Source organism: Chromobacterium sp. W521 (assembly GCF_052805975.1).
The window spans coordinates 174,145-198,724 of sequence record NZ_JBRBAF010000009.1 but is presented as its reverse complement, the minus strand read 5'-3'; the positions used below and the strand labels follow the sequence as shown (position 1 = coordinate 198,724).

22 protein-coding genes and 1 pseudogene are annotated in these 24,580 nt (G+C 53.0%); 4 read left to right on the top strand and 19 right to left on the bottom strand.

Going from position 1 to position 24,580, the window contains the following annotated elements; genetic code table 11:
- Window positions 1-182 precede the first annotated feature (182 nt).
- On the bottom strand, window positions 183-803 hold the full coding sequence (locus tag ACUXV1_RS16075; RefSeq protein ID WP_446015770.1) for a DUF2239 family protein: 621 nt from the start codon (window positions 801-803) through the stop codon (window positions 183-185).
- Window positions 804-906: 103 nt separating this feature from the next.
- Entirely contained in the window at window positions 907-1,206 is a 300-nt protein-coding gene (locus tag ACUXV1_RS16070; protein ID WP_446015771.1) for a hypothetical protein, read from the bottom strand.
- Between the two features lie 313 nt (window positions 1,207-1,519).
- On the opposite strand from ACUXV1_RS16070, the gene hpaR reads away from it, so the two are divergent.
- Complete coding sequence (gene hpaR, locus ACUXV1_RS16065; protein ID WP_051002808.1) at window positions 1,520-1,969, top strand: homoprotocatechuate degradation operon regulator HpaR; 450 nt, start codon at window positions 1,520-1,522, stop codon at window positions 1,967-1,969.
- Window position 1,970: 1 nt separating this feature from the next.
- Here the strand turns inward: hpaR and ACUXV1_RS16060 are convergent, their stop codons facing one another.
- Window positions 1,971-2,771 carry a M90 family metallopeptidase gene (locus ACUXV1_RS16060; RefSeq protein WP_446015772.1) on the bottom strand — a complete coding sequence of 267 codons (801 nt, stop codon included), beginning with the start codon at window positions 2,769-2,771 and terminating at the stop codon, window positions 1,971-1,973.
- A 163-nt stretch (window positions 2,772-2,934) separates the two neighbouring features.
- Between ACUXV1_RS16060 and ACUXV1_RS16055 the strand changes: the two genes are divergently transcribed.
- The 3 genes from ACUXV1_RS16055 to nudC are packed head-to-tail and all read left to right on the top strand — an operon-like array spanning window position 2,935 to window position 6,099.
- Window positions 2,935-4,131, top strand: coding sequence for a cation:proton antiporter (locus ACUXV1_RS16055; protein WP_231138190.1), 1,197 nt, complete (start codon window positions 2,935-2,937; stop codon window positions 4,129-4,131).
- 3 nt (window positions 4,132-4,134) lie between these two features.
- Window positions 4,135-5,268, top strand: a complete 1,134-nt coding sequence (locus tag ACUXV1_RS16050) for a YbdK family carboxylate-amine ligase (protein WP_446015773.1) — start codon at window positions 4,135-4,137, stop codon at window positions 5,266-5,268.
- A 27-nt stretch (window positions 5,269-5,295) separates the two neighbouring features.
- Window positions 5,296-6,099: an NAD(+) diphosphatase gene (nudC, locus tag ACUXV1_RS16045; RefSeq protein ID WP_446015774.1), complete on the top strand. Its 804-nt coding sequence runs from the start codon at window positions 5,296-5,298 to the stop codon at window positions 6,097-6,099.
- 193 nt (window positions 6,100-6,292) lie between these two features.
- On the opposite strand, the gene ACUXV1_RS16040 is transcribed toward nudC, so the two are convergent.
- From ACUXV1_RS16040 to ACUXV1_RS15965, 16 genes and pseudogenes are all read right to left on the bottom strand, one after another.
- On the bottom strand, window positions 6,293-7,180 hold the full coding sequence (locus ACUXV1_RS16040) for a YncE family protein (RefSeq protein WP_446015775.1): 888 nt from the start codon (window positions 7,178-7,180) through the stop codon (window positions 6,293-6,295).
- Window positions 7,181-8,011: 831 nt separating this feature from the next.
- Complete coding sequence (locus tag ACUXV1_RS16035) at window positions 8,012-8,581, bottom strand: AAA family ATPase (protein ID WP_446015776.1); 570 nt, start codon at window positions 8,579-8,581, stop codon at window positions 8,012-8,014.
- Between the two features lie 26 nt (window positions 8,582-8,607).
- Window positions 8,608-10,350 carry a phage terminase large subunit gene (gene terL, locus ACUXV1_RS16030; protein WP_446015777.1) on the bottom strand — a complete coding sequence of 581 codons (1,743 nt, stop codon included), beginning with the start codon at window positions 10,348-10,350 and terminating at the stop codon, window positions 8,608-8,610.
- 30 nt (window positions 10,351-10,380) lie between these two features.
- The gene (locus tag ACUXV1_RS16025) at window positions 10,381-10,647 is read right to left on the bottom strand and encodes a hypothetical protein (RefSeq protein WP_446015778.1); all 267 of its coding nucleotides are present in this window, start codon (window positions 10,645-10,647) and stop codon (window positions 10,381-10,383) included.
- Window positions 10,640-10,840, bottom strand: coding sequence for a hypothetical protein (locus ACUXV1_RS16020; protein WP_446015779.1), 201 nt, complete (start codon window positions 10,838-10,840; stop codon window positions 10,640-10,642). The genes ACUXV1_RS16025 and ACUXV1_RS16020 overlap by 8 nt, the downstream gene beginning before the upstream one ends.
- Window positions 10,841-10,924: 84 nt before the next feature.
- Window positions 10,925-11,233, bottom strand: a complete 309-nt coding sequence (locus tag ACUXV1_RS16015) for a hypothetical protein (RefSeq protein WP_446015780.1) — start codon at window positions 11,231-11,233, stop codon at window positions 10,925-10,927.
- A 2-nt stretch (window positions 11,234-11,235) separates the two neighbouring features.
- Window positions 11,236-11,625: a hypothetical protein gene (locus ACUXV1_RS16010; RefSeq protein WP_446015781.1), complete on the bottom strand. Its 390-nt coding sequence runs from the start codon at window positions 11,623-11,625 to the stop codon at window positions 11,236-11,238.
- Between the two features lie 172 nt (window positions 11,626-11,797).
- Window positions 11,798-12,097, bottom strand: coding sequence for a hypothetical protein (locus ACUXV1_RS16005; RefSeq protein ID WP_446016000.1), 300 nt, complete (start codon window positions 12,095-12,097; stop codon window positions 11,798-11,800).
- Between the two features lie 75 nt (window positions 12,098-12,172).
- Window positions 12,173-12,397, bottom strand: a pseudogene (locus tag ACUXV1_RS16000) (PAAR domain-containing protein); the annotation flags it as partial.
- 86 nt (window positions 12,398-12,483) lie between these two features.
- Complete coding sequence (locus ACUXV1_RS15995; protein ID WP_446015782.1) at window positions 12,484-13,872, bottom strand: phage tail fiber domain-containing protein; 1,389 nt, start codon at window positions 13,870-13,872, stop codon at window positions 12,484-12,486.
- A gap of 22 nt (window positions 13,873-13,894) precedes the next feature.
- On the bottom strand, window positions 13,895-17,470 hold the full coding sequence (locus ACUXV1_RS15990; protein WP_446015783.1) for a lytic transglycosylase domain-containing protein: 3,576 nt from the start codon (window positions 17,468-17,470) through the stop codon (window positions 13,895-13,897).
- On the bottom strand, window positions 17,430-19,826 hold the full coding sequence (locus ACUXV1_RS15985) for a hypothetical protein (protein ID WP_446015784.1): 2,397 nt from the start codon (window positions 19,824-19,826) through the stop codon (window positions 17,430-17,432). The genes ACUXV1_RS15990 and ACUXV1_RS15985 overlap by 41 nt, the downstream gene beginning before the upstream one ends.
- 2 nt (window positions 19,827-19,828) lie before the next feature.
- On the bottom strand, window positions 19,829-20,389 hold the full coding sequence (locus tag ACUXV1_RS15980) for a virion core protein, T7 gp14 family (protein WP_446015785.1): 561 nt from the start codon (window positions 20,387-20,389) through the stop codon (window positions 19,829-19,831).
- Entirely contained in the window at window positions 20,386-20,868 is a 483-nt protein-coding gene (locus ACUXV1_RS15975) for a hypothetical protein (protein ID WP_446015786.1), read from the bottom strand. The genes ACUXV1_RS15980 and ACUXV1_RS15975 overlap by 4 nt, the downstream gene beginning before the upstream one ends.
- Before the next feature lie 13 nt (window positions 20,869-20,881).
- Entirely contained in the window at window positions 20,882-23,905 is a 3,024-nt protein-coding gene (locus ACUXV1_RS15970) for a phage nozzle protein (protein WP_446015787.1), read from the bottom strand.
- Between the two features lie 2 nt (window positions 23,906-23,907).
- Entirely contained in the window at window positions 23,908-24,501 is a 594-nt protein-coding gene (locus ACUXV1_RS15965; RefSeq protein ID WP_446015788.1) for a hypothetical protein, read from the bottom strand.
- Window positions 24,502-24,580 lie beyond the last annotated feature (79 nt).

Here is a 24,580-nt window from a genome sequence, read left to right as displayed (position 1 = left end):
GTAGCCTCGCGCGGCTAGTTCTTCGCAGAATGGCCCCGTCCATCGAATCATCTGTGTTCCCAATCCGGCAATGAGGAGGATCGTGGGGTTGGCTTCGTCGCCAAAGCTTTCGTAAGCCAGCTTAATGCCGTTTGCTTGTATGGTTTTCATCGTCCTGACCCGGATCAAGTTGGGAGCTGAAGCTAACTCAATGGTGTGCTGCGCCAGCCAAGTGCTACTGCGTGGTCGCGCACATCTTCAGGCCAATTTGCGGTAATTTCGTTAAATCGTATGTGGTCATTGGCAAATAGCGCACGCGTAGATTCTTCAAATCCGGGGAGATCCCCAGCGATCGCAGAGATGAAGTGATACGCTCGTTCGTGCGCAGCGCGGCGATTGTCCCGTGGATTATTCGCACGTCTGGCGTCCTCGACGAGCTTCCGCAATGCCACTGACGCTCCTCCTGGCTGCGCCGAGAGCCAATCCCAATGCCGTGGCAACAGCGTGATCTCACGCGCCACGACTCCCAGTTTTGGACGACCCCTGCGGCGACGCACGCCATGTTCTGACTCTCTGCTAGATCCGTTAATACAGTTGGAGTCTGTCGCTGCCTGTGTGATGCGTGAAATAATTTCATCGTCTGTGCCACGGAGATCGACATCGGTTGTGCGGCCCGTCGCGTTGTCGAAGATCAAAATGGGCTCCGTAGAGCCATTCTCCATCACGCGCTTTACCGCCAGTGCGACTGATGCGAGCAGGCCGGATGCGATATGTCGATGCCCATCAAACGCGGTATAGGACGGCAATGTGGTAGCTGAGTCCATATATCAGTCACCAGAGTTAAGATGCGGCCAATTTACACCCGGGTAAAATTTCTGCCTATATTACCCGGGTAAATATCGCCATTGTGCGGCACTGCGCGTTGTTCTATCGCTTGGCCTCTGGCTTGTGAAAGCAGTCCGGCGGCGGGTTGCCTTTGATGGCGGCTCTGTAAATTTTCCTGGCCAGCGCGAAATCGGGTTCGCCATAACGCGCCGGATCGGCCTTTAGCGCCTGCTCCAGCATATTGGTCAGGTGTGCCCACTCTTTATCATTTAACGTAACGGTGACGGTATTTGCCCGATACTTGCGCTGCCGTTCAGCACCGGACATCGCTAGGCCTGTGGTTGGCCGGCCGCGTTTCTTGGTGGTGACGTCAGACTTTTCTTGCAACGGCTCCGTGTTCATCGTGTGCCCTCCTCTGCTTGTCTGAGCTCATTATGCGTTACGGTGACGGAAATTAAAAATTACCGTCACCGTAACGTAAAATATCTGCTGAGTTGCTCCGCCACGTAGCGCTTGTGCCAGTCACTTCGCCCTGTATGCATAATTAATTCGAAGGATATATGGTATTGAGATGCTATTTTTTTTGTTTTTGGATTAAAATTTGGAATAAAGTAAATATGTGACAGGTATTTGCATGGCATTTTATTTGTCGAGTTCGCCCGCTAGAGCGATAACCAGCAACACTGGCTGCGCGCAGCCGGAAGCAACGATCTAAATGACCAACAAAAACATAAAACTACATAATCAACGGCTGCCCCAGCACCTGCTGCGGGCACGAGAATCGGTGATGGCCTACTTCCGTCCGATCCTCAACCGTTACGGGGTGACAGAGCAACAGTGGCGCATTTTGCGAGTTCTGGAGGACTTTGGAGACCAAGAAGCCGGCGTGATCGCGGACCGGGCTTGCATCTTGCCGCCCAGTCTGACCGGCATCTTGGTCCGCATGGAAAAAGCGGGGTTGATCCATCGCCAGCGTGATCATATTGACAGCCGGCGGCTGATCATTTCAATGTCGCGAGACGGGCGCGAGCTGATTCAACAGATCTCTCCGTTGGCGGAAGACTGTTATCGGCAGATCGAAAGCCACTTGGGCCAGGAAAAACTGACGCAGCTGCTGGGCTTGCTGGATGATCTGGAGAAACTGCCGGCGCCGCGGGTCGGCTGAGTCAGCGCTCGGGTTCTGGGGTGGGCACCCCCTCGGGTTCGGGCAATCTCCTTGCCGGGTCTTGCCGATAGAACAAGGCAAGCTGCTCATAAAGCTCCGGGTAATCCAGCTTGAGATGATGCGGCAGCTCGAAAAAAGCCTCGCTTAACACGGCGAAGAACTCCGCAGGGTTCTCTGCCGCATACGGATCCAGCCAACCAGGATCGATTCCGCGATCCAGCATGCGGCACAATAAACGATAACTTTGAGACCAGGCGCGGCTCCATTGCGCCTGGTTCATTCCTTTGTGCAAAGGTGGCGACCCGTTGGCCGGGCCGCTTAACATGTCCAGTTTGTGCGCCACTTCATGGATCACCACATTCCACCCGTCCAGTTGCTCAGAGGCTCGCGCGTCCGGGAGCGACAGCACTACCGGGCCGTCCTGACGAGCCTGGCCTATCAGCACGCTCTCGCTTTCATGCTGCAGGCCGATGCCATCCATCCAGATGTCGCGCGCGACAAACGGAGACGGGTACAGCACCACATCGCTCCATCCGCTCAAGGCGGATTTACCCAGATTCATGGCAGGCAGCGCCATTTGCAAGGCCACGCTGGCGCAGGAACGGGCGCCTAGCCGCACCCCATCCTGTCCGGAAAAGCTTTTGCTGCGCAAAATCCAGGCGGCCAACTCTATCAAGCGCAACAGCTCCGCTTCGTCCAAACCGGACAGCAGCGGCATGCGCGCAGCCTGTTCTCGCAGCACGGCCATCGTTTCCGGAGCGGTTTTGCCGGATAACGCGCGGCGAATCCACTCTATCGCCATGAACTCTCGTCCCGTTTTATCGTCTCTCCTACTCTGAGGGCGATTTTGCGCATTTCAATGCGCGCCCCATCCGATCTGTCGCAAGACGTCAATATTCCGCTTTCGCTGCGCCGGCCCAAGCTGGCGCAACAGTCAAAATCATAAAATAAACGGGGGAATTATCATGAGCCTGCCTTGGCAAACGCTGGCGCTCAATCCTTTGGCGGCATTCGGCGTGCTGCTGTCGCTGGGGGTGATAGGCGGCCAGATCGCTGTGCGGGTGGCGCGGCTGCCCGCCATCGTCGGCTATGTGCTGACCGGCTTGCTGATTGGGCCGCACAGCCTGCGGCTGCTGGACGAGCAGCTATTGCAGCAAGCGTCCATTTTCGTGCACTTGGCTTTGGGCATCGCATTGTTTGAAGCCGGCCGCCGCGTGGATCTACGGTGGCTGCGGGTAGAACGCACCTTGTTGCTGACCACCTTGTTCTATTGCCTATTGACCCTGCTCGGCCTGTTTGCCGCTTTGCAGTTGTTTGGCCTGGGGCTGGCGGCCAGTCTGATGTTGGCGGCGCTGGGCGTGGCCACTTCTCCGGTGGTCACTCTGGAAATCGTACGGGAATCTAACGCGGACGGTCAGGTCAGCGAGCGTCTGTTGGTGGCCACCGCGCTGTCCAATTTGCTGGCGCTGCCCTGCTTCGCGCTGGCCTTGTCTTATGGACACCTCTCCGGCAACAACGGAGTGGAAAGCGGTATTTTGCTGCCAGGCTGGCTTACGCTGGCCTCCTGTGCGCTGGGCTTGCTGGCCGGACTCGCGGCGATCCAGCTTAATCGCTGGCTGGGCGGCCGGCAGCGCGAATCGCAAAAGGTCATGCTGTTCGGCTTGATCGCGCTGGTGGTCGGGGTGGCGGACATGCTGCAGGTTTTGCCGTCTCTGGCCTTGCTCACGGCGGGCCTGGCCACTCGCAATCTCAAACACGGCCACACTGTGACCGAACGCGGCATCATGTCGTCGGCCCATATCTTTACCGTGGCGTTCTTCGTGGCCGCCGGCGCGCAATTGGCGCCGCAGTCGCTGGCGCAATTTTGGCCGGTGGCTGCGGCCTGCCTGCTGCTGCGAACCGGCTTTGCCGTATTGATTTGGTGGCTGGCCGCCGGGGCCAACGGCCTACCCAAGCGCCATGGCGCTTGCCTGGGGCTGGCGCTGAACTCCTGGTCCGGAGGCACTTCGCTGCTGATGAGCCTGGGCGCGATTTCCCTGGGAGCCGCCGCGGGCAACTTCAGCGGGGTGATGATGGCCATCTTGGTGATCAATGAGCTGTGCGCGCCGGTGTTGACCCGCCTGGCCTTGAAGCTGGCCGGCGAAACCCGGCCGCAGGAGTAAGTGATGCTGGAATTCAACCGCAGTCAGCCGCTAACCCTGGGGGTGGAGCTGGAGCTGATGATTCTCAATCGGCGAGATTACAATTTGACCCGCGGCTCGGACGATTTGCTTCTGCAGGTGAATCGTCAGCAGCACGGTTTCGACATCAAGCCGGAAATCACTCAGGGCATGATAGAAATCGGCACCGCTGTGCACAGCGACGTCAACATGATGCTGGAGGAAATTCTGGCTATCCGCGAGCTGCTGGTCAACAGCGCGCGCAAACTGAACCTGGGGCTGGCCGGTGGAGGCTCGCATCCGTTTCAGCATTGGGACGAGCAGCGCATCTACCCCAAGGAGCGTTATCACCTGGTTTCCGAGCTGTACGGCTATCTGGCCAAGCAATTCACCGTCTACGGCCAGCACATTCACATCGGCTGCCCGGACGGCGACAGCGCAGTGCGGCTAACCCATTATCTGGCGCGTTACATTCCGCACTTCATCGCACTGTCCGCCTCCTCTCCTTTTTACCAGGGCGTGGATACGCTATTCCAAACCTCGCGACTGACTAGCGTCAACGCTTTTCCGTTATCCGGCTGCATGCCTTGCGTCAATAATTGGGAGCAGTTCAACGACTATTTCCGGCGCATGGCCAATCTGGGCATTGTCGCCAGCATGAAGGATTTCTACTGGGACATCCGACCCAAACCGGAATACGGCACGGTGGAAATCCGCATTTGCGATACGCCCTTGTCGGTGGAGACCCCGGTATTGCTGGCGGCTTACGCGCAGATGCTGGCGCATCGCTGCCTGGGCGAGCAGCAGGACGAGGTGTGTCAGGAACATTATCTGACCTATAGCTACAATCGCTTTCAGGCCTGCCGCTTCGGTTTTGACGGCATGTTGGTGGATGCCGGCAACAATAGTCAGATCGGACTGCAAGAGGATTTGCTCAACACGCTGAATCAGTTGGAACCGCAGGCCGAGGCTTTGGGCAATCAGGCGCAGCTGGTCGCCTTGCGGCAACGGGTGCTGAAGCGACAGTCCGACAGCGCTTGGCTGCGTCAAGTGTTCGACGGCAGCGGTTCTTTATCCGAAGTTGTGCGGCAACAAAGCGAACACTGGATGTACGCGGCGCCGGGAGTGGGCGTAAACTAAGCGGCTACGACTTTATCACTAGCCGCCATGCCATTCGACCTGCCCGCCCTGCCCGACCCCGCCCTGCCTGCCCGTTACTGCATTTTCGAAGGGTCCAAGATTCTGCTATTGGATCAGGCCTTGCCGGATGAGCGCGCGCGCGGCTGGCCTCTGTCCCAGCAACTGTTCATCGGCGTACATGATGGTCACAATCTTTATTTGGCGGAACTAGTGGGCGCGCCGCCGGCCGGCTGCAACTGGCTGGCTCTGCGGCCGGCCTTGCTCAGCCTGCCCTCCGGGCTGACGCCCGCCATCGCCCGCGCCGCGCAGATCCGCCAGTTTCAGCGCACTCATCGCTATTGCGGCCGTTGTGCCGGACCGCTGCTTCAGCGGTCCGGAGATAGCGGCAAACGCTGCTCCAGCTGCGGCCAGCTTTACTATCCCAAGCTGTCGCCGGCGATGATGGTGGTGATTCATCGCGGCCGAGAATTACTGCTGGCGCGCAGCCCTCACTTCGTTCCCGGCGTCTACAGCGCGCTGGCCGGCTTTGTCGAACCCGGCGAAACACTGGAGGAATGCGTGCACCGCGAAGTCTTCGAGGAAGTGGGCGTTCGCATCAAAAATCTGCGCTATGTCTGCTCGCAATCCTGGCCCTTTCCCCACTCGCTGATGTTGGGCTTTACCGCCGAATACGACAGCGGCGAGATCCTGCCGCAGGAGGGGGAAATCGAAGACGCCGGCTGGTTCGACATCGACGCCCTGCCGCAAACCCCGACGCCCATCTCCATTGCCTATCAATTGCTGAACCATACCGTGGCTTGGTTGCGCGAGAGGAATGAGGGACGGGGCTAGCTGGATAGCCCCATGGCGGACCCTGCCCGCCCCTCCGCCACACGACATTCATCCTTCCATGGCAAGCAGGTCGACGCGCCTGCTTGCTTCCATGCATCGTTTTGTGACAAAGACGACAGTCCTCCCCTGACACCAGAACGGCGGCAACCCTCACTTTCTGATTTCGCCAAGAACAGGGGCATTCTGGCCCAAGTCAGTTTCGCGAGGCGGCAAGCAAGTTTGACACGAAGACCCGCGCCAACACATTTGAACTGTATTCGCCAAGGTAAAGAGAGCGCTCGTCAGGTGAGAGGATTATTTCACGGGGAAACTCTCCAGCACGGAATGAACGCAGAACGGCGGCAGCGCCTTTGCCGGCCAACGCAGAGGGGACGCTCACCACACTTAGGCTCCCTATCTGCCCCGTCGTGAATCGGTTGCTATTGGCAACGGCGATATAGCGGCCGTGGTCGAATAAAGCCAAGCCTACAGGGGAGGTTCCAACTGGCGTCGTTGAGATCAATGCTTGCCTGCCTTTGTCTGCCAAGCGGCCGGTACGCAACGCCAGAACCGTATTGTCACCTCGCGCCGTAACCCACGCGACGTCTTCGTCTTTGGATAGCACAACACGTACTGGCTGGCAGCCTGCCGCCAATTGGGTTTGCACTGCCTGCTTCGGAAAACTTTGAGCAAGGCGCAGGTCAATCACGCTCAGGCTTCCCTGTCGCTCCCTTTGAGTAGGCGAGCCAAGGCGTGGGCATGCATTCGGACTGCTGCCGTGCAAAGACGGATCAGCAACTTGGCTTGTGACATATAGCAGGTCGCCATCATTGGAAACTGCCATACCGACAGGAGCCGTCCCAACCCTGATCGACGATATCAATGCATCAGTGCCCGCCAAGGCCTTTCTGAGGTCCACGATGGCAACCTGGCCCGAGGTTTCCTCCGCCACAGCCAGCAAGTCCCCGTTCGGCGTCCATACCACGTTGATGGGCCCGGACTTGGGCGGCAAGCTCACGGAAGCCACCTGGGCCAACAACTTGCCGGCCGCCAATTGGCCGGCATCAAAAATCAGCAAGGCCGGCGCGTTGTGGTCATTCACCACCGCCGCCAAGTAGCGCCCGTCTCGACTTAACGCTACCCCGAATATCGGCCCATTGGTCTTCACTACTCTTGCTAGTTTCAACCAAGGGAGCCGTCAAAGTAAAATCAATGACTTACAGTCTACAGCAACAACAAATCACTGTCAAATCCTTCTAGATATACCCTAGACTTCTCTTGACGCTCCAGCTAAACCCCGGCAATATATAGCTGTCTTGTATTCTGGAAACGTCAGCATAAGAACAATCTAATGACAACTTTGACGCACCCCTATGGGGAAATACGGCTTTCGGATTATTCAAAATACCGTAACAAATTTTTCAGCCATTTTTGAGCTTCCCTTCTACCACTGTAGATAAACGGAATTTCCGTAAATCTCCCTGAATGGCTCATTATGAATAATCCTTGACAAAGACTATTTATAATGATCTATCCTTTATATCTCTAGCACTACTTGACAGGTATATCTCTATGGTATCTATCAAGTTTATGTCTATCACTATTCTCTAGTTGACAATAGAGCCTACAGGGTATCTATAGACTCTATAAAGAACACTACTGCTCACCTCCTTTCAATCCTCCTTAATCACCATTTCCATAATCATCCTTATCAACATCCATGAGGAAACCATTCTCATAATCTCCATCAAGATAACCAATATCATTGCCACTACGTTCGTCAAGAATCCCACATGTGCCATACCTCCCTTCAGTGATGTATAAAGATACCCATAGGGCTTAAATGGCCCCCCTACCCCCCATAAACTTCCAGGGAGTAGGGAGACACTGGCCCTTCCTCTGCTACTGTGTGTTAATTGAAAATGGGTGTGTGCTAATTGGTTTGGTCCTGTAACCACGCCTGAACAGCGCAAGTCAGGTGCCGCATATCGGTATAGCCGCCGTTGCTTGCATCGCGTACAGCGTCCATTACAAGCCCGCCATGATGCTTCTCTAGATACATATCCAAGACGGTATGGAGTTCCAAGCGCTCTTTCTCGCTCTGCTCCATGCGGATACCGTCAGCGCTTTCTACGGACTTCAGGAAAGGGGCTGCAATAACCAGATCGGCACCTGCGGAGCGCTGTAACTCATGCTCCATTCGTTCATCAGAATATCCGCCGTAGGCCACAGCGCTGAATAGCGGGTTATCGGTCACTACGGCGTCGTAAAGGCGCTTCAGTCGTACTTCACGCTCAAGCTGGCGCAAGAGTACCAAGGTTTGTTCTAAGCGCGTCAGAGCGCCATCTAGGCCCAATATAGCGCGCTTCTCAAATACACTGCGGACAGCTTCAGGCAGATAAACAGCGTTGACGCCTGCTTTCTTGAGCGCTGCGGTCAGCTCCAGGGCGATAGTTGTCTTGCCACATGCAGCCGCGCCATTTACTACGATTAACTTCCCCATGCTGTAATCTCCTTATTGTTGTTGATCTAGAAAAATGAAAGGCTCTCGAAAGCGTCATCTACATCCGTCATCAGGACTCTGAAGCCATTTATATCGCCGTCCCAAGTAGTCACTTCAGGCTTATCAAGCTGTGCCTGTAGCCAATCCTCCCGCTTTGCTTCCATGCCTTTTTCCGCGTCTACGGCCATGTAATCCAGCCAGAAGCGGATAGCCATAGCCAAAGCATCTAGTCTGTCGTCGTGCGCTAGAGCGCCCTTCTCACGGCAAATGCGGGTCATTTGATAGAACAGGGAATACGCGGGATCGCGCATATAGACTTGATAGTCGTCAGTGACAACGCTTTGATTCACGATTAGCTTGTGGCTCTCTATTACCGGCTCTAGCGTGTCGATAATGCGAGCTTCCTTCATCGTGGTACTGCGGACTTCTTCAATCCCGACTGGATGGCCCGCCTTTTGAAAGATAGGCGTAATCAGTTGGGTAAACATGCCATCACCGAAGTTTGATTCAATGAGGACATTAGAGACATTCCAATACTTCGCCTTATTCGCCAGCGTCTGCAATACAGCTTCCCCGTAGCCGCCCTGAATCCCTCCAACCTCCATAACGAACAAATAGCCGTTTAGGTATTTGACGATTGCGTAGGCGGTTTCGTCCTTGCCGCGTCCAGACGGGTCAATAGCCATAACGCCGCCAGAGAAGCCATAAACGTCCTTGGAGCGCACGAAAGGCCCATAGAGGGCATCGCCCTTCATTCCAACGCAAGGCACGTCAGAGAGCCTTGTAGCGTCACAAGCGGCCCAATGCCAAGCCATCGAAGTGCTATCGCGGTCTAGTTGTGTGACGATAAGACTCGCCATCTTCAGCGGGTACTTCTCAGCATCCGAAAGGGATGTATCAAGTAGAAATTGAAGGGCGAAGCCAGCAGCGCCATAGGACAGCCGCCGCTTAGCAACATCTTCCATAGAGAAGCGCAAAGGCTCTGTAGTGGTGCCAGCTAGGCCGGGATCGGAAGCCAATGCATCCGCAATCATCGGAGCAAGGTTCTTCCCGTAGTTGGAAAGCCTGCGCTCGTCTTCGGGATAGAGAAGCGGCCAGATGCGACAAAGGTAGCCACGCTGCTGAAGCTCGTTGTAAAGCGAGGCTTCGCATTGAGGCGTTCCAAGGTAGATGATTTGTCCACCCGGCTTCAGAATCGCGTCGTATTCCCGAACAAGCTCGCCCAACTTATCCCGCTGGATTTGCGTTGCAGAGTTCTTCGGCACTTCCACGTCATCTGAAATCAAGATGTCAGCACGCGAGCCGGTAATCTGGCCGGTGATACCAACTGACTTGATAGACGGGGAAATATCGGGGAGTGCTGGACCAACATCAAAGATATTCTGTGAATCTCTCTGTTCGGGACCGGCTTTCAGATGCTCCAAGAAATGAAGCGTGTGAATGATCTTCTTCACAAAGACCGCGTTAGCATCCGCCCTATCTTTCGATGCGGACACAATCATTACTTTAAGGTTTGGATTCCTCCACAAACACCACACAGCAAAGGCGCAAGTCACAAAGGACTTAGCAGCTCCACGGAAGGCCATGATGATGAAACGATCAGACGGCGGACGCTGAAGAGAATCCGCCATGTCGTATTGAATCGGTGTAGGCGCTGGAAGCCCAATCGCCTGCCACACAATCCACAAAAATACTCGAAAGTCTTCATAAGCATCTGCAATGATGTTCGTTGGAAGAATCCTTGTATCTAGGATATCTTCCGCTGCCATTCTTATTATTCTCCTTCTTTAAAGATGCCCTTAGTTCAGGGAAACGCGAACTCCTTCATGGAACACCGGCATACCGCGCTTCTCAAGTTCTTCAATAAGGCCACGTACCGGACCATCTTTAGGAACTTCAGTAAACTCTAGCTGCTGCTTCTCCAAGACTTGCCGAACGACATTCATGAATTGAGTGGACTTCCGCATTTCAGGGTCTTTAATATTTTCAAGCAACAAATCCCACCAAAGCGCATCAAGTTCATGTATCTTCTCTTTACGTACGTCAAGATTCTTTTTGCTATTCATCCTTCTTTTCCTCCTTCTTCTTGCTGCCGTTATCACGAATCTTAAAACCCAACGCAATTACCTGAAGAATCAGATAAAGAATCGTGGCGATGTAAACCCAATCTTGCAGCGGTATTCCAAAGAACGAAGTGGTAGCCACTCCCGCCGCTGGGGTTATTTTAATAATTTCGGATTTAAAGTCGTATTCGAGCATTTATTATTCTCCTTTATTTCGAATGGACAAAAGAAAAGCGCCCCAAGAAATCTTGGAGCGCCTTGATTACCGTTAGAAGCTAGTCTAATCGGCCAAATCGTCTCGATATTGATTAAGCACTTCTTGCACTTGTGCGTTCGTTTTATACTTCTTATCGAGCTTTTTAAATTTACGCTTCGCCACGCCGCACGTCTTATTGGCCTGCTTAACAAGCCTCCTCTGTTCGGCGGTCTTCTCCCCGCTCAGCTCACCAGATAGATGAATACAAGTATCTGCACTATCAACAAAACTCTTCACATCGGGCTGCTTAGGAACGGCCTCTGACGCCATTGCTGCGCCTGAAATCAGGGATACCGCCAGAGACGCCCCCACCAGCAATCTAAGTATTTTCATTTTCACCTTCCGTCAGTGGACCAGTGCGGCTTATCCGCCGCCCCTTTCCAAAACTTAATAACGCCGTATGACGCCCCGACCTCGTGGAGCTTGGTATTCATCCCTGTCTTGGGAGATGTTTCAATCTTCACATCTACGCCACTAGCATCCTTGACCGTCAGCACTTTTGCGGACCAAGTAATCGTCATGTCGATAGCCTTCCGCTCGGTGTGACGACTGCGCAATGCTGGGGCAACATGCAAGGCGTTCATGCCATATGCTGAAACCATCGCGGAAGCGGCTTTTATAGACGCATCGTCGTCGCCGTGGTCCCACTCAATATTTACGCCGTTCATTGGGGGAACCTTATCAGGCTTTACCTTCTTGTTCTTGATCTTCCAAGACCAGTGCATCAGGTAGGCCCGCTCAGGCGGTCTATATGTGGCGGCGATTGATACACGGGCACCAGCAGTCCGCATAGCGGCAATGAACTTGTCTACAGCGCCCCCAAAGGTAGGCTCAAGGTCCGCAGTAGAGCTACTACCCGCGAATCGTTGAACCCATTGGGAACCACTCTTCTCTTTCTCAGGCAATCTCACTGAGACAGGAGCCGCATCCGCAGTCGGAGTCAGCCTCGTCTGTGTCGTCGTGTTGGTTGTCGTCATAGTATGGGGCGATGATGGTTGCAATTGCGGGATAGGCGGCGGATATCTTCTCGGTCAGTCCCTTCTTGTCGGTCTTACCAAGTATTTCCGTCCCATCTTCGAGGGTAAGCTTGTACGGAACATTAGCGAGTGGCTTACCTGACTGCTCCCCTTCTAAAACGAAGTGCATGTCATAGCCCAGCTTTGGAGCGCCCGGCAGAGCAGCCAACAGTGGTGACATGTGTGCTGTTCCGGCAGAACCAGAACCACTACCCTCATATGAGCGCCCAACTTCGGGCATTGTCGATATGAGAGTGGCCCCACAGCTAACCTTGTGTCCCTCCAATGCAACTCCACGCCCACCAACAGTCCAAGAGGGATCGCCTTCAACTATTACGCAATTGACATGTCCTTGCTGGGGGCAGCTTACCGGATCACCAATAAGCGCCACCTGCTTGCCAAACATGGAAGTTGTGGCGGACGCTCCAGTCACCGCCCCACCGTGGTCTGTGGGATCGCCTAGGCGGATAACTCTCTTCATAGCCATACCATCCCTATGGTTAATGAGGCGGAAAACCTTAGACCATTTTTTATGATGTGTCTGCTGACCTTTAGACCAACGCTGAGTCAGTAATCGAATGCATAAATGGCAAGACCATAATAAACACCGGAATTCCCGTCAGCGCCTAGGGCTGAGAAGCTCGCGCCCCCATTAGTGATGCGTATGGAATTAGCACGCCCCGCGACGGTGAATTGCTGGTGAGTGTAGTAATAAGCGCCATCTCCGTAGATGTACATAGGAGGGGACATTGGTAGTTGGGACTGGTGAACGACAAGCCACTTTCCTATCACGTTCTCACTAAAATTCCCGCCCGTGGTGTTGTTGATTCCACTGTCAAACACAAGTCGCCACCTTGAAGTGCGACTAACCGCCGCTACTTCTTCCTTAGCGATTTCCCTAGATCGCAGCTCAATGTGGGTGGATAGATATCCATCGCGCCACAGCGGACCCATGACGTTACCGTCCTCCGCGATTTGCTTGCGGATTTCTACAGTCGATAGCTCACGCGCACGATGCTCGATATGTAGGTTTATGAAGCCATCTTGCCACAGCGTACCTTTGATATTGCCGTCCGGAAGCACTACTTCTCGAAATGACGCGATGCTGAGCTTATCTGGGTGTGAGCTGACGTCCCCGTTATGAGCCTTGATCGCCTCTTCGACATTCTGCCCGGCCACTTCTTGCGCCCACTTCTCTGCATTGTCTTCAGAAACCTTAGCTGCGGCTGCGCTTGCCGCCGCGCCCTCCTGAGAGGCTTTAGCCGCCTCCGCCGATGCTCTAGCGTTTGTCTCGCTTTTAGAGGCTTCATCGCGCTGAATCTTGGCATTGTCTTCAGAAGCTTTAGCGGCCACTTCAGACGCTTTAGCAGCACCTTCAGAACCTTTAGCTGCCGCTTCCGAAGCCTTAGCCGCGTCTCTTGCCGCCTCCGCCGCGACTCTAGACTTATACGCGCCGTCCGCGTCATCTTTGTAGACACGTAAGTTGATTGCGTCTAAAGGGTCTTTCGGATCGCCCACCCGCACGCCGCGCTTGTATCTAAAATCAATGTTGCCTTCATCATCCACGCCAACAGTGTTCACCATGTAATCCCGCGCTTCTTCGGATATGTGCAAGGTCTGCAAAGCGGATACATTCAGATCAACAGACTTCAGGATAGAGCCGTCAATGAATTCGATGATTCGATCAGACGGAGTGAGGCGCTTCAAAGTAATCAGTGCCCCCTCTGTGGCCGGAGCCGCTAAAGTGATTTCAGTGTCTTGACTAAACCACCAATCACCCTCGCCCGGCTTTGTACCAGGCGTCAAGCGTGTTCCATCAACTTCAACGTGCATGAAGGACTTGCGGAGGTAATCAATGGAAAATGGATAAACGGTTGTGGTGCCATCAGCAATCCACGTTTGAAATGACTTGGTGTCGTTTCGATTGGGTGAAACATTCAAATTCGGAATAGTCATCTATTCTCCTTTTTTATTTTCTTTAGAAAAGCTCCTCAGCCTTGGCGCTCATGGTGTCCAGCATCAAGCCAATCGGCATCAAGTTAGGAACCACGGCGGATTTTAGGGAGCGGGATTGCTCTTTGGTCCATTCATAGTCTGGATCAAGGATGCTGTGTGCGCCCGCGCTGCCCACCTGAACAAGCCTTGTGAGCGCCTGAAGTGCCGGGGGACTTATGCTTGTCGAATCGGTGCCGGTTGTTCGCATATTGGTCAGGCCGGGAACATCAAAACCACCCATGCCGGCAACAGGCCCCAGCGCACTAGGAATCCATGCCGCCGTGGAAGACCGCCCAAAGCCGACTACAGCCACGTTCATTTCATCCAGGTACTTATCGCGGTATGCCTGCGGATCGTCTTGGGAAAGGCTGTTGTAGCCCATGCGGGACATATAGACCATTGCACCGCCCAGCGCCGTCCCCAAGAACTTGCCTATAGCGATGCGGTCATGATCCTTCACCAGCGGAAGCGTTGCGTTAGTCCATGCTGCCATCGGGAAGCTTTGGAACTGAAATAGAAGCTGTCCAACTGGCGTATTCATGAACTGAGGAAGGTCATTGGCGTGATGCTTCTGGGTCATTTCCCTGTTCACTCGCTCAATCAGCGTGCGCGCCTGTATAAATGTATCTAGGCTGTCCTTCTTCCACTTGCCGGAATCAAAGAACCCGCCCTTATCCTGATACTTCTTCACATCATCCAGTATCTTCTTGAAGCTCCTTTCGTCTAGTCCGTACTTGCTGAGGCGCTCAGGCGTTACGAACTTAGTAAGTCCGTTCTTTTCTCCTCTCGCCATCGCGTTCAGGTCCACCATTGCCTGTAAGCGCATTCCTTCTGAAATGTTCTTTTGGAAGAAATCAAAGCCGGAATACTTAGTCACTAAGTTGGAACCCAACTTGCCCAAGCGCCCTGCGATGTTGCCGGCCTTCTCCAAGCCTGTCTTGGCATTCTTGAAAACGTCATCGCGGTCCGCCAAGGTGTCTCCAAGGCTTCGCCTCATGCTGTCCCATGCCCCGAACTCCTCCATAGCCTTGAGCTGGAGAATGGCCTCCCTATCGCCCATCTTCACCTTCTTCAAGACTGGATCAATTCCCGTGAAAAGCTGCTTAGCGGCCCTCCATCCGTACATGGAAACCGCGCCCGCTGCCTCTCCAATCGTGTTAAGGCCGAAACCGCCAGCAGAAAGGCTATAGGCGTAGTTCCTAGCGATGCCCAGCGCCTTGATGCCGTTATGGTCCGAGTAGTGCGGGTTGAAGCCCATTGCTTGCGTAAGGCCGTCTTTAGCGGTTTTCAGCAGCTTAGCGCGTTCAGTTGTGGTTATCTTTGAGTCGGAATTCAATGCGTCCTGAAGCTCTTTCAGAACCTCATTGGCTGGTTTACCGTGGCGCATCCTTACAGAGAACTCAGCAGCGTATTGCCGGCTGTACTGGCGATACATCGACCAAAGATTCCCATCGGTCAAATCCCACAGCGAAAAGGCTTGCCCATCCGTGCCAACGATCTCGCCTGCGCGATTCATCTTCACAGCATGTTCCGTAAAGCTCGGATCGGAACCCTTCAGAGTTCTCTCCCCACGCATGATGTCGGTATCGTAAGATGTTTCAATCTTTGTTCTCGCCCATCCTTCCGCCATTGAGTGACGGTAAGAGTCCAAGGATGTGTCTTTCGTCACCTTCCCTTCAGCTATAGCCTGTTCCCACCGCGTCTTTACATAGTCGTCGTCAAGATGCCTCAGCGCCCAATTAGTTGTGTTTTCAATCAGCTTGTCCTTGCTGCCAAAACGCTCCACAGCCGTTTGCACACCTGAATCTGTTGCGCGCATCGGGAAATAGTGACGGTCTATGTCCAGATGATTGAAAATGCCCAAGCCCTTACCGGTATTCAGCTTTTCCGCCATATCCGTTCGGATTAGGTCAGCCGCCTTACGTATGTGCGGATCAGCGCTGGAGTATGAAACGCCAGTCCTATCCATTACCGCGTTGGCAATCTTTTTCCCCTCCTCCCGCAAAAGCTCAGGATTCTTGTGAATACCCGGCCTCGCACCATGCAAGAGGCTGTCCAGCTCTCGGAGCGTCCCACGGTCGCGCCCCACAGACATATCCTGAAACTCTGCGATGGTTGTCGCCTGCCCCCTTAGCGTCTGGTCAGGGCTTAACGTGGATGCAAAGCTGCGGAGCTTCTGATTCTCAGTCTTCATCAGCTTACCAACTACGTCGTAGCGCATGATGCCATAGGACTTATCGAACTCCTGCTCAGCATCCTTGTAGATCGGGTTCAGGATGTTATGCGGGGACTGCGGCGCATGTTCAGTTGGGAATGTTTCGATGCCCTGCTGTTGAAGCTGGTGCGCCGTAAAGTCTCGCTCTAGGCCCCTTGCTGCCGCGTCAAGCTCAGGCGTCCTGTTCGCGGCATTCGGGATGGTGGACATTCGATGCGCTATCAAGCCACCAAAGACGCCGAAGCCGGCACCGAGGGCAGCAGATGCGCCATAGTCCACTTCACGGCCAGCCATCTGCGAGGCAAGACCTTCAGCGACTACATTGCCAGCAGCACCAACGATGGCATGTGAGGCAATCTGAGCGGCAACGCCACGGCTGGCGAATAGCCCAACGCGAGCTAACGCGCCCCCAGGAACCAAAGACAGCGCGATATTCTCAGGGGAAGTGAGGGCGGCGGCTGTGTTGATGATGAACTTTGCAGCAGCGCCGTACTTGCCGGTTTCAGCGTCGTCAAGCGCCCGCTGTTGATACATGGAAAGCTGGGTCTGCACATTGTCGCGGCCGCGCCAGTTATCCCGAATCAGATCCCGCATCGGGCCTTCAGTCTGCGTATCCAGCCAAGCTAGGTCTTCTTCAGACGGCCCGAAGCCATCATAAGCAACTTCGGTCGCTTTAGAGTTCTGGTAAGCCTGATAAACAATATTGTTAGTACGAAAGGCGGCGGCCAGCGCCCCGCCCACCCCCTGTATTAATCCCTCCTCTTTGGTTTGATGTAGTTGTTCAATCTCAGCCGTCCGCTCTGTGTGAAGGCTTTCACTAGCGGCTTGCAACCTGCCTTGGTCAATGCCCTCAGTTTCCCCAAAAAGACGCTTTACTTCCGGCTTAGGGATTTCGAGCTTCTGTTGCTGGCCCTGAAAGATGTTCTTCAGGTATCCGCGAGTCTCTTTAGGAAACTTCACTTCATTAGCCTTGCCCCCATTTGCCTTCAGATGCTTATCAACATTCCCAGGCCCCCAATTGTAAGCGGCCGCTGCTAGTCTTTCATCGCCCTGATACTTTTGAAGATGCTTAGAAAGAATGTTTGCAGCAAGCTCAATAGACTTGTTTGGGTCTTTAAGGTCCACAGCCGTTAAGCCGTAGTCTGATGCAGTTGAAGGCATTATCTGCGCGATGCCAACGGCCTGTTGATCGCCGGCCTTACGTTTCTTTAGGACTGGCCCCATCGCTTCAGGATTAAAGCGGGACTCTTGATAGAGAAGCGCCTTTAGGAATTCAGGCCGAAGACCTTTCTTCTGTGCGTTCTCATTGATTACCCCATCCCACTGGCTTGACGGTAGTGTCAAAATAATTCCCTCCCTTTAGTGTTGCATCGGGAAGCCCCAAGCTCTTAGCAGAACCGGTGTAATAACTCCCACCCCTCAATGAGCGTTCTTCAGCTTCTTTTCGATTAGCTTCGATGCTCTTAAAGAACTGTTCATTGTTCTGCTTCTTCTTAGCCTTCTCGATCACCTTTTTATCTTCTTCACTGCGCACCTTATCGAACTCCTCCCCTGCCCTTTGCCGCATTTCCGCAAAGTCGATATGCTTAACGGGATTACCTGCATAGTTCAGTTGAAAGCCGTTCTTTGTGACAAGCATCCGCCACTTCTTATCGTCAAAATCATCACCTACAGCCTTGCGGATTTCCCCACGGCCTATAGCGTCTATCGTGACTGCCGCGTCCTTCTCAGCCATCGTGCCGCCCATGATGTTCTTCGGGATGCGCCCCACAATGTGCGGAGTTGAATCAAACCAACCATGCGCAGCACCATCAATGAAGTTCTGCTCAATGCCGGCTGTCAGGTGTTTGGCTATCTCTTTGTCGTCACCGAACTGGCCGGAGCGCTTGAGCGTTACAGCCGCGTCACGTAGTGCCATCGCCTGCGCCTCCGTCCCTCCTAACTTGTTAAGCTCTGCATAGAGCGCCGTCAGCTCCTTATCGGATGGCCGGATTCCGCTTTGCTTAGCTTGCTCTTGATAGAAAAGCGCCCTATCCGCACTCTCGCCTGTGGCCTGTTGAAGCGTCAGAGCGGGCCCAATAATCTTCTTCAGGTCTTCAGGGATGGATGCAGGGTTTAGGGAATTCGCGTCTGCTGCGATGTAATAGGCCCGCATGATGTTGTCCGGCCACTTACCAGTTTTATCAAAGTGCCGCTTAACCTGCGGATCAGTCATGGCTGTTTCTAGGATGCGCGTTACCGGAGTGAACACAGTTCTTTCAGCTACGCCCACCCCCGCCACTTGTAAGCCACGGTCCAGCATGTACAGCCTTGCGGCGGCTTTAGAAAGCTCGTCGCGGTTTGCACCATTGACGCCACCTACAATCTTCTCGGCCATGCTGGAAGCGCCGCTTACGAGTGCTTTACGCTTTTCCGCTGCGGATACAACCACCTGTTCACCTTTGATAGACAGGACTTCATCATTGAGCGTGATAGGGTTGTACGGGTCTTTCTGGATAGCTTTAAAGGCTTCCTGCGCCCAATTGGCTGAATAGCTTTGTTTGAGCTGCTTTACTTCCTCTTCCTGCTGCATCTGGTAGCGGCGTTGGGTGTTATGGCGGAACTGCCTTTCCTTTTGGATGCGATACTCTTCATTCCCTGGCGGAAGGCTTCCCATCTTTTGGTCAAACTTCGCAGCGGCTTCAGCGGGGTTAAAGGGCCGGCTCAGATCGAGGACGCCATCTACAAGCTCGTCAACGCCAATCTTGAATTCTGTTTCACCATTGTTGTTAAGACGTGCGGACGCCACGGAGGCGCGCATTACCATGCCCTTTTGGTCGCCAACGAATTCGCCGTAGGTCAGCTCGCTGTTCGGCATCTTCATGCCTAGCAGGGTTTCTAAGTGCTGCGGCTTACCGGACTTGATAAACCTGTCTGCCAGCTCAAAGGCCATTTGCTTACCGTAAGACTCGCTAATGCCGTAGGCGCTTGCTAGGACGCCATCAATAGCGCCCACTTGTGCAATCTGGTCATTGGCGGGAACCGAGAGGATTTCAGCCTGTGCAGAGCCTAGACGTTTCTGGAATGAATCCTTCTTCATCCTTTCACTTCTTTGGCGCTCCACACTTCCAGCAACATTCACCAGCGCTGGCGTCATCACATTTGAGAATGCGGCCAACTGGATATCGTTACCGGAATCAAAGCCATCAGCAGCGGCCCGTTTAATCGCCAACTCTCGAATAGCGGCTGTGGCCTCCTGTGCTGTCATCCCCTCGAAATCTTCACGCCCCTCAACTTCAGCCCTAGCCGCATCAATGTGCTTAGTCGCCATGAATGCACCAACATCCCTGTTGTATACCTTCATGGCCCACGGATTCCATGAGAAGGGCAGATTGCTCTTATCTGCAACCCGGCCAAACTCTTCAGGGCTTAGCTTCCGTTTGGCAATCAGGGCGGATACCTCTTTCTGTGCTGTCGCCTCCACAGAATCATTCATCTGGTTCGCAGTATCCACCATCCCCGTTAAGGCCCCCCACAGCTCATTAGCTCGTGATGCGCGATTATGGGCAGCAGCAGCCATTGCCCCAGGGTCAGCATTTTGAGCCTTCGGGATTCCGTAGGACACTTGCCGAATCTGTTGCGGCTGCTGTGAATACTGTGAGGCGACGAAAAGCGAATTCTTCAGAGTAGTAATTCCACTATCGGCATTTCGTCTTGCCATTGTTAGCTACCTCCTTTAATCAGAAAATCAAGATTGGTCCCAAAAGCATAGCCACTATTGAAACCTTTCATGCCGCCACCCAAGGCGTTTAGGAAGTTCGCAGCGCCACTTTGCTTTCGCTTTCGCATCATCGACATATTCGAGTTGCGGGAGTTTGCCTCACGGATGATTGCTTCCTTTTGGGAATTGAGAGCAGAAACTTCATTTTCAAAGTTCTCCATCATACTCGTTACCGTTCTCCCAAATTTACCGCTTACGCCTCTTACGGCAGTGTCTTGGCTTCTCCCCTCTACTCCTGTTTCCCCTGCTGCGGCTTGTACTTGGCCCTCCATTTCCATTTGTTGTATGCGTAACTCCATAATGTCATTTACTGCCGCATCGTTTAACGCCTGTTGCTGTCTGGTAGCTTCCGCCACTGCGAAATTAGCTTCAAGCGTATTGGCCTTAATGTTGGCCTCGATAGCGGCATTTTCAGCGTCTATGGCTGCATTCTGGCTCCTGCCCCCCATTAAGGATTCTAGAGCGCCTACAGCAGCCATCCCACCGGCCATCCATCCAATCATACTTTCAGCTCCTCCTTATGAATTACGAAGGGTATAAAGCTATTGCCATTCACCATACGCGCATCGTCTGTGTATATATTGGCTCCACACCACTTCAGCCAATCCAAATGGTCTTTATGCTTCTCCCAAATATGGTTAGTGAAGTATTCGATAGGCCCACCGTTAAGCTCTGCCGCCTTCTTAAAACCTACACGCCAAAGCCACCCGCTAGAGCGCAGATATTCCAACTTACAGCGCAACACGGCAGCAGTATTCAACAGCCAAGCTGTATTCAAATTGTGTCCAAGACCAGTGACAGCGACAATGCCTTCTTTGGTATGCTCCACCACGCGGATACACGCACTTTCATAAAAGGCGCGTTCCAGAAAGCCCATAGGCGTTTCGCCGGCCGCATAGACTTCTTCAGCGTCCAGAGCCGCCAAGTCAAGCGCAACTGTCCGCAATTCGCTTAGTGTTGTTTCACGGATAATGAATGGCATTCTTCCTCCTTCGTTATATTTGATTTGTCCGTCTCGAATAGACGCCCTCCCAGCCCGCGCCAATAAATGAACAAGCGTAAGGGTTTGTATTGATGATGGTTACTTTTGCATCCATCGCTTCACGCCCAATCGGGAAATTAAAGCGCCCTGTTCCGATAGGTATACTGCCTACCTTGTTAGACATACCGCCAAGCTGTCTCCCTGTGTATGAAGACTCTCTTCTGGTGCCATTCGCCACGCTCGTAACTTCCACCACGAAAGGCCCTGAAGCGTCAAAGTTGACATGCCCCCTCCGCAACTGAAGCCGCCCTTCTGTCTCAGTAACCCATCCGTTTTCATTCTGGTTCTTGATTAGGAATCGGCTGAATGTATAGCGTAAGGCAAACAGCTCTCCCACCCAGCCCTTTTGTCCCAGGTAGTTTCCAAAGATACGCACAGCGCCCTGCTCGTCCCATTTCACATCATGTGTATCCCCATCTTGGTCTACCATCACATATTGGCCCGTCTTCGGAATTACCCCGTAAACATCCCCAATATTGAAAACCGTCTCATTCGTGTAGGCATCAAACTCAACCTTCTTGACCTCATTACCCTCGAAAGAGAATTGAGCAAGACGATTTGCGTATATCTTCCACGGCTGTTCAGGGTATTCAAAGATATCAGGATTGGTTTGAAGACTTTCCATAAAGAACCCGGAGCCAGATTTCACCAGCAGATAAAGATGCGTACCAATGAAATCAAATGAAACGACACTAGCCGCCCCGCCCCAATCCCAATAGCTCCAAGAGCTTTGAACGCGCCCTTGATCGCTAAACAGGAACTTATAGACGTATATGCGTGAAGGTGTTTTAGTCGAGTGCAATAAAAGCATGTTCTCAGCACTAGAGCCGCGTAAGGAAGTGATTTGGTCAGGAATATACGAATTGACGTGCGAAGTAATTGGCAAGCCATCCATAGACTCTTCTTGGCCGCTAGCAAAGAACTCAACAACATCAACTGCGCCCGTCTTCTCAGATACAAAGTAGGAATTTCGCCCGACTGTGATAGGCCGGACCAAGGGAGAGTTGATAAAGTCTGTTGTTTTATCTACGCGGATTGTCTTGGGGGATAGGACGCCATCCGACTGCATAATGAACTGAGCGTCCTTAGAGAATAGCAGTAATTCTTCATTAAACGGGACAGCGTGTTGTAGCAGCGAAACAGCGTTATTAGACACCGCTACGTCAATCGGGTCCGTATCCGTTGTTGTCGTCGCGGTATTATTCCAGAACTTAAAGAACTTACCAGATGCCGAAAGGATTACATTCTCGTCCGCAATAACGCCTAAGCGATTACGGAAAAAGAAGATATCTTTTAGCTCATTCCCAATAAAGCTAGGAATTGGATTCGACTCTTCATCGCCAATCTTTCGGATATCCCAATCGACGGAATCAAATGTGAATGTTCCATCTGCTTGCCGAATTAGAGCGTGCGGCATCGTGGCTTTGTCGATGGTTGTCAGGATGTCAAAGGCTACAGACTCTTCCCACGTCTTTTCAGCAAGTGAATACTTCAGCCAATAGTTATCGGCATTTGTACTCTTATCGCCAGTCACTTCAACTACGTAGCCATCCGGCGCGGACTTAGGAAGATCAGAAACCTTTTGCACCTTATGCTTAAACACAAACATGGCTTGATCCCCAAAGCCGTCAGCAGTCGTAACGATATCTTCAGGCTGCGCCGGGTAAATCCGAATCCAGTTAGGACCGTTTGTGAAGTTGACTCCACTTTCTTTCAACTTCGCTACAAGCCCTTCGGTTATCTTTGTGGTGTCAATTTCGGGACTATGCTGCGGCTGTGAGCCGTCTGGTGTCGTATGGACCGCTTTAGCTTCCCCATTAATCATGATTTTGTACGTCTTGCCGTACTGGCCTTGCTTTACGTGGACTAGGTGTTCGTTTTGAGCGCTATGACTCTTGTCATCGGTCATTTGTGTAACCTTCAAGCGATTCATTACGAAAGTGTAATCAGCCACCGTCACAGCGCGTATGACGCCACTCAAGCCGCCTGAAGCGCCCGCAAGGTAATTCATGCCAGATTCAGACATGCGGACAAGGTATTCATTTCCTTGCATATCAAAGACACGAATAGAAGAGTTCATCATAGGCTTTTCGCCTTGGCCCTCTTCTGAGTCATCAATATAAAAGACAATCTTGATAGCGCCCTGCTCGCCGGGTTGACCGGGATTGCCACCGTATGACTCCCAGTTGTTGACCCTGCCCCCTGCGCCTACGTAGCAATCAATGATTGAGATTTCACCCGCCTCGCTACGCGAGAAAGCAGCGTGAACATAGCCACCGGAACCGCCCCCACCACCTGAAGGCGCTGAGCCATAATCAGAATGCCCTTGTCCGCCATAGCCGTAAGTCCCGCCGAAGACGTTATCAGGCGCGACACCGCCTTGCCCACCAGTCATTGCGCTGCCCCACTGTCCGGGATTGCCGTTTGGCGCTCCGCCCGCTCCGGGCGCTTGGAATTTGTCACCTGTCTGGCCACCACCGCCCTCAGCTACAGTTGATACACCAAACTTCACATATGACGACTGGCCGGGATCGTTAGGAACTCCCGTCTTCCATCCGGCTCCTGAGCCACCACCGCCAAGCACGAACACTTCGATATCTTTGGTGTTCTCCGGTATTGGAACTTGCGAGCCTCCTACGGTCGTCAGCAGTATTTCGCGCTTCTCTTGAAGCCTTGGCGCACGTCCAGACTTGTTGACGCCACTTGGCGGCAATGGGGCGTCCGTGTAGGGTGTAATGAGCGCCATGTACTGTTCGCTTTCATCACGATTGATCCAATGCACAAAGGCGTTTGCTACTTCCGTTTCTGTTAGATTCAAAGTTGCGATGTACTTTGACGGCGGGCGCTTCATCAATCCCCGTGATTCCGACGAATAACAATTGATCTGCTCGTCCGCTTGGTCAGGCATCCTCAGAATCTGGGGCTGCTGCGAGACGCCCGCCACCATGTTCTTAATGCTTTGCGATACCAGGGACATTTTTAAGTCCTTCCGGTGATCGCTTGGACGGCTGGGGACTCCATCATTGAAGTGTTGTCTTCATCAATCCACCACTGCCGGAAAGTAAGCCAACACTCTTGCAAATGCTTGTTAATGGCGGCTTCCACAACGTCAGAAGATACCCAGCGGTCATTCATTGTTTCAGCCGCACGGATTACGATGTAATCAAATACCGGCGTAGGAATAGAGCCAAAAGGAAGATCAAAGATGCCTTCAACTTCAAGCGGCATTGTAAACTTCGGGGAAAAGCCTTCATCCGGCTTCACGATATAACCAGCTTGATTCAAGATTCGCGTGCCGTCAGTCGCCTTGATTTGATACACGTTATCAGGCCAGCGGATGAAGCCATCCATATCAGGCTGAAGCGTCACGATGAAGGTATTGAAGTCGAATCCTTTACCCAATATGCCACGGGCAGAGTCTCGAATACATTTGATGGCATTAACCAAGTCCAGATTACTTTGATCTTCAAGGGAAGACACACCATCAATACCGCATTCATTCAATACGGAATTAACAGCATCTAGTAACAGCGGGTCACTTTGATAATTTTGGAGTCTCTGCATATAGACCATAAGCCTCCTTCTTTAGAGCAAAAAAAAAGCCCCCACTGAAATTAATCAATGAGGGCTTTGCTTGCTTAGTTAGTGGTTA

What these genes read in the sequence shown, in the direction of transcription:
- ACUXV1_RS15980 (WP_446015785.1), bottom strand. Translation starts at nt 20,389, where the DNA reads ATGATTGGATGGATGGCCGGTGGGATGGCTGCTGTAGGCGCTCTAGAA.
- ACUXV1_RS16005 (WP_446016000.1), bottom strand. Translation starts at nt 12,097, where the DNA reads ATGTCACCACTGTTGGCTGCTCTGCCGGGCGCTCCAAAGCTGGGCTAT.
- ACUXV1_RS15965 (WP_446015788.1), bottom strand. Translation starts at nt 24,501, where the DNA reads ATGGTCTATATGCAGAGACTCCAAAATTATCAAAGTGACCCGCTGTTA.
- ACUXV1_RS16020 (WP_446015779.1), bottom strand. Translation starts at nt 10,840, where the DNA reads ATGCTCGAATACGACTTTAAATCCGAAATTATTAAAATAACCCCAGCG.
- ACUXV1_RS15985 (WP_446015784.1), bottom strand. Translation starts at nt 19,826, where the DNA reads ATGGCAAGACGAAATGCCGATAGTGGAATTACTACTCTGAAGAATTCG.
- ACUXV1_RS16050 (WP_446015773.1), top strand. Translation starts at nt 4,135, where the DNA reads ATGCTGGAATTCAACCGCAGTCAGCCGCTAACCCTGGGGGTGGAGCTG.
- nudC (WP_446015774.1), top strand. Translation starts at nt 5,296, where the DNA reads ATGCCATTCGACCTGCCCGCCCTGCCCGACCCCGCCCTGCCTGCCCGT.
- hpaR (WP_051002808.1), top strand. Translation starts at nt 1,520, where the DNA reads ATGACCAACAAAAACATAAAACTACATAATCAACGGCTGCCCCAGCAC.
- ACUXV1_RS16055 (WP_231138190.1), top strand. Translation starts at nt 2,935, where the DNA reads ATGAGCCTGCCTTGGCAAACGCTGGCGCTCAATCCTTTGGCGGCATTC.
- terL (WP_446015777.1), bottom strand. Translation starts at nt 10,350, where the DNA reads ATGGCAGCGGAAGATATCCTAGATACAAGGATTCTTCCAACGAACATC.
- ACUXV1_RS15975 (WP_446015786.1), bottom strand. Translation starts at nt 20,868, where the DNA reads ATGCCATTCATTATCCGTGAAACAACACTAAGCGAATTGCGGACAGTT.
- ACUXV1_RS16075 (WP_446015770.1), bottom strand. Translation starts at nt 803, where the DNA reads ATGGACTCAGCTACCACATTGCCGTCCTATACCGCGTTTGATGGGCAT.
- ACUXV1_RS16010 (WP_446015781.1), bottom strand. Translation starts at nt 11,625, where the DNA reads ATGCACTGGTCTTGGAAGATCAAGAACAAGAAGGTAAAGCCTGATAAG.
- ACUXV1_RS16060 (WP_446015772.1), bottom strand. Translation starts at nt 2,771, where the DNA reads ATGGCGATAGAGTGGATTCGCCGCGCGTTATCCGGCAAAACCGCTCCG.
- ACUXV1_RS15995 (WP_446015782.1), bottom strand. Translation starts at nt 13,872, where the DNA reads ATGACTATTCCGAATTTGAATGTTTCACCCAATCGAAACGACACCAAG.
- ACUXV1_RS16015 (WP_446015780.1), bottom strand. Translation starts at nt 11,233, where the DNA reads ATGAAAATACTTAGATTGCTGGTGGGGGCGTCTCTGGCGGTATCCCTG.
- ACUXV1_RS16025 (WP_446015778.1), bottom strand. Translation starts at nt 10,647, where the DNA reads ATGAATAGCAAAAAGAATCTTGACGTACGTAAAGAGAAGATACATGAA.
- ACUXV1_RS16070 (WP_446015771.1), bottom strand. Translation starts at nt 1,206, where the DNA reads ATGAACACGGAGCCGTTGCAAGAAAAGTCTGACGTCACCACCAAGAAA.
- ACUXV1_RS16035 (WP_446015776.1), bottom strand. Translation starts at nt 8,581, where the DNA reads ATGGGGAAGTTAATCGTAGTAAATGGCGCGGCTGCATGTGGCAAGACA.
- ACUXV1_RS15970 (WP_446015787.1), bottom strand. Translation starts at nt 23,905, where the DNA reads ATGTCCCTGGTATCGCAAAGCATTAAGAACATGGTGGCGGGCGTCTCG.